Raw genomic sequence first — 6,038 nt, 5'->3', positions numbered from 1 at the left:
GGATTGGCCGCCTTCCCCGTGCTACGGTTAATCAACCACGCCCCCCCCCCCCCGGGGGGCCCCCCGCCGGCGGGGCCGGGGTGTTTTCAATACATGGGGCCCCGACCACGGATGTTCCCGACCCCGGGCGCCGTACATACACAGATACCCTTGACACGTGACCGACGCCCAAGAGACCGCAGCAGACACCTCACTGCGAACCACCGGGGGCGCTCCCCCGGACGACGTCGCCCCGGCGCCGATCCCCTTGCTCGAACCTCGCGAGGGCATTCCCCCGGTGGTGGCCTCCGACGACGCCCTCGCCCGGGTGATCGCCGCCTTCGCCGGCGGCTCCGGCCCGGTGGCCGTGGACGCCGAGCGTGCCTCCGGCTACCGCTACGGCCAGCGCGCCTACCTCGTACAGCTGCGCCGTGACGGCGCGGGCAGCGCGCTGATCGACCCCGTCGGCTGCCCCGACCTGTCGGGCCTCGGCAACGTGCTGAGCGGCAGCGAGTGGATCCTGCACGCCGCCACCCAGGACCTGCCCTGTCTGCGCGAAATAGGGATGACTCCCACCGGGCTCTTCGACACGGAGCTGGCCGGACGGCTGGCCGGCTTCCCGCGCGTCGGCCTCGGCGCCATGGTCGAGAACGTGCTCGGCTACTCGCTGGAGAAGGGCCACTCCGCCGTCGACTGGTCCACCCGCCCGCTGCCCGACCCCTGGCTGCGCTACGCGGCGCTCGACGTCGAGCTGCTGATCGATCTGCGCAACGCCCTGGAGGAGGAGCTCGACCGGCAGGGCAAGCTGGACTGGGCCCGCGAGGAGTTCGACGCGATCGCCTCGGCGCCACCCGCTCCCCCGCGCAAGGACCCGTGGCGCCGCACGTCCGGCATGCACAAGGTCCGCCGTCGCCGCCAGATGGCGGTGGTACGGGAGCTGTGGACCGCGCGCGACCAGGTTGCCCGGCGCCGCGACATCTCGCCGGGCAAGGTGCTGGGCGACGCCGCGATCGTCGAGGCCGCGCTCGCGCTGCCGCCGAACGTCCAGGCCCTGACCGCACTGCCCGGGTTCGGCCACCGCATGGGGCGGCGCCAGCTGGAGCAGTGGCAGGCGGCCGTCGACCGGGCCAAGGCACTGCCGGACACCGAGCTGCCGCAGCCCGGCCAGACCCTCGCCGGTCCGCCGCCGCCCCGCGCCTGGGCGGACAAGGACCCCGCGGCGGCGGCCCGGCTCTCGGCCGCCCGCGCCGCGGTGTCGGAGCTCGCCGAGCGGCTGCACATGCCGCAGGAGAACCTGATCACCCCGGACACGGTGCGCCGGGTCTGCTGGGAGCCGCCGAAGAACCTGACGCCGGACGCGGTCGAGACCGCGCTCGCCGAGTACGGGGCGCGCCGCTGGCAGATCGAGCAGGTGGCTCCGCTGCTGGTCCGCGCGCTGGCACCGGCCGCCTGAGCGGCCGTCGCCGGAGGGCTTGCCGAGGGGCGTAATCACGCCAGGTTGCGCGGCCCGCCGCACGTTGTGTTCCCGATCGCCGGTCGGGGCTGATTTCAGCCCCGACCGGCGATCGGCGTTCCGGGGCCGGGACGGCCCCGTACCGGGGCCCGCCACATGTGACCTTCACCGCTCCCGCCGTGGGGGGTGGGCAGTCCGGTTACCCGCAAGTAGCATGATGGTGGCGGTGCGCCTCCGGGCGTGCCGCGCAGCAGTGCCATCCCGCACCCTGGAGGAGAGCCACCGTGCCTCGTACCATCCGGGACGTCGTCTTCGTCGACGGCGTCCGCACCCCGTTCGGCAAAGCGGGCCCGAAGGGCATCTACCACGAGACCCGCGCCGACGATCTCGTCGTGAAGGCCATCCGGGAGCTGCTGCGCCGCAACCCGGGCCTGGACCCCGCGAAGATCGACGAGGTCGCCATCGCGGCGACCACCCAGATCGGCGACCAGGGCCTGACGCTGGGCCGTACCGCCGGAATCCTGGCCGGGCTGCCGCAGTCCGTGCCCGGTTACTCCATCGACCGCATGTGCGCGGGCGCCCTGACCGCCGTCACCTCGACGGCCGGTTCCATCGCCTTCGGCGCGTACGACGTCGTCGTCGCCGGTGGCGTCGAGCACATGGGCCGTCACCCGATGGGCGAGGGCGTGGACCCCAACCCACGCTTCGTGTCGGAGAAGCTGGTCGACGAGTCCGCCCTTTTCATGGGCATGACCGCGGAGAACCTGCACGACCGGTACCCGCAGATCACCAAGGGCCGCGCCGACGAGTACGCGGTGCGCTCGCAGGAGAAGGCCGCCAAGGCGTACGCCAACGGCAAGATCCAGCAGGACCTGGTGCCGGTCTCCGTGCGCCGCACCAACGCCGAGGCCGGCGAGACCGGCTGGGGCCTGGTCACCGCCGACGAGCCGATGCGCCCGGGTACCAGCCTGGAGTCTCTCGCCGGTCTGAAGACCCCGTTCCGTGCCCACGGCCGGGTCACCGCGGGTAACGCCGCCGGTCTCAACGACGGCGCCACCGCCTCCCTGCTCGCCGCCGAGGACGTCGCCCGCGAGCTGGGCCTCCCGGTGAAGATGCGCCTCGTCTCGTACGCCTTCGCGGGCGTCGAGCCGGAGGTCATGGGCTACGGCCCGATCCCGTCGACCGAGAAGGCCCTCGCCAAGGCCGGGCTGACCATCGACGACATCGGTCTGTTCGAGATCAACGAGGCGTTCGCCGTCCAGGTGCTCGCCTTCCTGGACCACTACGGCATCGCCGACGACGACGCGCGCGTCAACCAGTACGGCGGCGCCATCGCCTACGGTCACCCGCTGGCCTCCTCCGGTGTGCGTCTGATGACTCAGCTGGCCCGCCAGTTCGAGGAGCAGCCGGAGGTCCGCTACGGCCTGACGACGATGTGCGTCGGCTTCGGCATGGGCGCGACGGTCGTCTGGGAGAACCCGAACTTCGACGGAGGCAAGAAGTGAGCTCCACCACTGAGCTTCTGAAGGGCGCGGCCGAGCTGTTCCCCGGCGAGGTCGTCACGCAGGCGCACGTACGCCACCTGGACCTTCCGGCCGGTGCGGGGCGCTTCGCCCTCATCACGCTGGACAACGGCCTGGACCACACCAAGCCGACCACCTTCGGACCGCAGTCGCTGGCGAACCTGAACGCCGCCGTCGACCAGGTCGAGAAGGAGGCCGCCGAGGGTGCGATCACCGGTATCGGCATCACCGGCAAGCCGTTCATCTTCGCGGTCGGCGCCGACCTCAAGGGCGTCGAGCTGCTGAAGAACCACGACGACGCGCTCGCCATCGGCAAGGGCGGCCACGACGTCTTCCGGCGTCTTTCCTCTCTCGCGGTCCCGACGTTCGCGTACTACAACGGCGCGGCGATGGGCGGCGGTGTCGAGGTCGGTCTGCACTGCTCGTACCGCACCGTCTCCAGCGCGCTGCCCGCGTTCTCGCTGCCCGAGGTCTTCCTCGGTCTCGTTCCGGGCTGGGGCGGCTGCGCGCTGCTCCCCAACCTGATCGGTGCCGACCGCGCGGTCTCGGTCATCATCGAGAACTCGCTGAACCAGAACCGGCAGCTCAAGGGCAAGCAGGTCTTCGAACTCGGGATCGCCGACGCGATCTTCGAGGGCGCGGACTTCCTGGAGCAGTCGCTGATCTGGACCGCGAACGTGCTGAACGGCACGGTCACGGTGGAGCGTCCCGAGGTCGACCGCGGTGACGCCTGGGACCAGGCCGTCGCACGCGGCAAGGCGATCGCCGACTCCAAGGTGCACGGCGCCGCCCCGGCCGCTTACCGCGCGCTGGAGATCATCGCCGCGGCGAAGGACGGCGACCTGAGCGCCGGCTTCGACGCCGAGGACCAGGCCCTCGCGGACCTGATCATGGGCGGCGAGCTGCGCTCCGGGATCTACTCCTTCAACCTGGTCCAGAAGCGCGCCAAGCGTCCGGCCGGTGCCCCGGACAAGAACCTGGCCCGTCCGGTCACCAAGGTCGGTGTCGTGGGTGCCGGTCTGATGGCCTCGCAGCTGGCGCTGCTGTTCCTGCGCCGCCTGGAGGTGCCGGTCGTGCTGACCGACATCGACCAGGAGCGGGTCGACAAGGGTGTGGGCTACGTCCACGCCGAGATCGAGAAGCTGCTCGGCAAGGGCCGGATCAACCAGGACAAGGCCAACCGCCTCAAGGCCCTGGTCTCGGGTGTGCTGGACAAGGCGGAGGGCTTCTCCGACGCCGACTTCATCATCGAGGCCGTCTTCGAGGAGATCGGCGTCAAGCAGCAGGTGTTCGCGGAGGTCGAGGCGGTCGCCCCGGCGCACGCCATCCTCGCCACCAACACCTCGTCCCTCTCGGTCACCGAGATGGCGTCGAAGCTGAAGCACCCCGAGCGGGTCGTCGGCTTCCACTTCTTCAACCCGGTCGCGATCCTGCCGCTGCTGGAGATCGTCCGCGGCGAGCAGACCGACGACGCCTCGCTGGCCACGGCGTTCGGTGTCGCGCGGAAGCTGAAGAAGACCGCGGTGCTGGTGAAGGACGCCCCGGCGTTCGTCGTCAACCGCATCCTCACCCGCTTCATGGGCGAGATCCAGAACGTCATCGACGAGGGCACCCCGGTCGACGTCGCCGAGAAGGCCATCGAGCCGCTCGGTCTGCCGATGTCCCCGCTGGTGCTGCTGGAGCTGGTCGGCCCGGCCATCGGTCTGCACGTGTCGGAGACCCTGAACCGCGCCTTCCCGGACCGGTTCACCGTCTCGGAGAACCTGGCCGCGGTGGTCAAGGCGGGCAAGCGCGGCTTCTACGTCTACGACTCCGGCAAGCCGGAGCTGGACCCGGAGGTCGCCGCGCTCCTGAAGCAGGGCGATGTCGTCCTGTCCGAGGAGCAGGTCCGTGACCGGGTCCTGGACGCGGTGGCGCAGGAGATCGGTCTGATGCTGGACGAGGGCGTCGTCGCCGAGGCCCAGGACATCGACCTCTGCCTGATCACCGGCGCGGGCTGGCCCTTCCACCTGGGCGGCATCACGCCGTACCTGGACCGTGAGGGCGTCTCGGAGCGGGTGAACGGCAAGAAGTTCCTGGCGCAGGGCGTGGCGAGCGTTCCGGCCTAGGTTCTTTCGTTCGGATCGGCCCGGCATGATCCGAACGAGAGACCTGGCACCTGGTGGGTGTCGACCGGCGGGCCGTGCGGAGATCTCTCTCCGCACGGCCCGTTCGGCGTGTGCGGCCGTACGCGATGATTGAGGGCATGAAGATCGAGCTCCTGGTGGTCGCGGACTGCCCCAACGAACAGCCGGCTGCCGAGCTGATAGGGCAGGCACTGCGCGATGTCGGGCTGCCCGGCGCCGGGTTCACCACCCGGGTGATCGCGGACCGGGGCGATGCGGTGCGGGCCGGATTCACCGGCTCGCCGACCGTGCTGGTCGACGGGCGCGATCCGTTCGCGGAGGAGGGCCAGGAGCCCGGGCTGGCCTGCCGGGTGTACCGGAGCCCGCAGGGTCTGTCCGGTGTCCCGCCGCTGGAGGAGCTGCGGCAGGCACTGCGGGAGGCCGGCGCCGCCGAACCGCCCCGCTGATAACCGGCGTTCGCAGGGCGCGGTGCCCGGTCCCGGGGCGGCGCCCCGCTCATGGACTCCGGTCCGGGGGCCGTACCCTGCTCTGGAACTGCTGAATCCGTGAATTGCAAAATTATGCAATTGACTACATGCTGTGGTGGCTGTGTCCGTAGGTAGCCGCGGGCACAGCACCAGGCGATGTCCCGGGCGGGACCGGGGCGATGAGGAGCGTTGGAGACCGTGCCCGTTCCGCTGTACCAGGCCAAGGCCGAGTTCTTCCGGATGCTCGGGCACCCGGTACGCATCCGGGTGCTGGAACTCCTCCAGGACGGCCCGATGCCGGTACGCGACCTGCTTGCCGAGATCGAGATCGAGCCCGCCGCCCTCTCCCAGCAACTGGCGGTCCTGCGCCGCTCGGGAATCGTCACCGCGACCCGCGAGGGCTCGACAGTGGTGTACGAACTGGCCGGCGGGGACGTGGCCGAACTGATGCGCGCGGCACGGCGGATCCTGACGGAAATGCTGGCCGGCC

The 6,038-nt window shown here is 70.9% G+C and carries 5 protein-coding genes; all 5 read left to right on the top strand.

The features are described 5' to 3' along the window. Positions 1-157: 157 nt before the first annotated feature. The gene (locus ACFVH0_RS38930) at positions 158-1,432 is read left to right on the top strand and encodes an HRDC domain-containing protein (RefSeq protein ID WP_385828159.1); all 1,275 of its coding nucleotides are present in this window, start codon (positions 158-160) and stop codon (positions 1,430-1,432) included. Between the two features lie 284 nt (positions 1,433-1,716). Continuing rightward, the gene (locus ACFVH0_RS38925) at positions 1,717-2,937 is read left to right on the top strand and encodes a thiolase family protein (RefSeq protein WP_385828158.1); all 1,221 of its coding nucleotides are present in this window, start codon (positions 1,717-1,719) and stop codon (positions 2,935-2,937) included. Next, complete coding sequence (locus ACFVH0_RS38920) at positions 2,934-5,063, top strand: 3-hydroxyacyl-CoA dehydrogenase NAD-binding domain-containing protein (RefSeq protein WP_385828157.1); 2,130 nt, start codon at positions 2,934-2,936, stop codon at positions 5,061-5,063. The genes ACFVH0_RS38925 and ACFVH0_RS38920 overlap by 4 nt, the downstream gene beginning before the upstream one ends. Before the next feature lie 137 nt (positions 5,064-5,200). Beyond that, on the top strand, positions 5,201-5,527 hold the full coding sequence (locus ACFVH0_RS38915; protein ID WP_385828156.1) for a hypothetical protein: 327 nt from the start codon (positions 5,201-5,203) through the stop codon (positions 5,525-5,527). Between the two features lie 219 nt (positions 5,528-5,746). Next, the coding region (locus tag ACFVH0_RS38910) for an ArsR/SmtB family transcription factor (RefSeq protein ID WP_385828155.1) at positions 5,747-6,038 on the top strand (292 nt) is incomplete at its 3' end.

Source organism: Streptomyces sp. NPDC127117, from assembly GCF_042677325.1.
Taxonomy (GTDB): domain Bacteria; phylum Actinomycetota; class Actinomycetes; order Streptomycetales; family Streptomycetaceae; genus Streptomyces.
This window is presented reverse-complemented; position numbering and strand designations above follow the sequence as displayed.

Excerpts from the sequence above, each read along its gene's own strand:
- ACFVH0_RS38915 (WP_385828156.1), top strand. The coding sequence starts at position 5,201 with ATGAAGATCGAGCTCCTGGTGGTCGCGGACTGCCCCAACGAACAGCCG.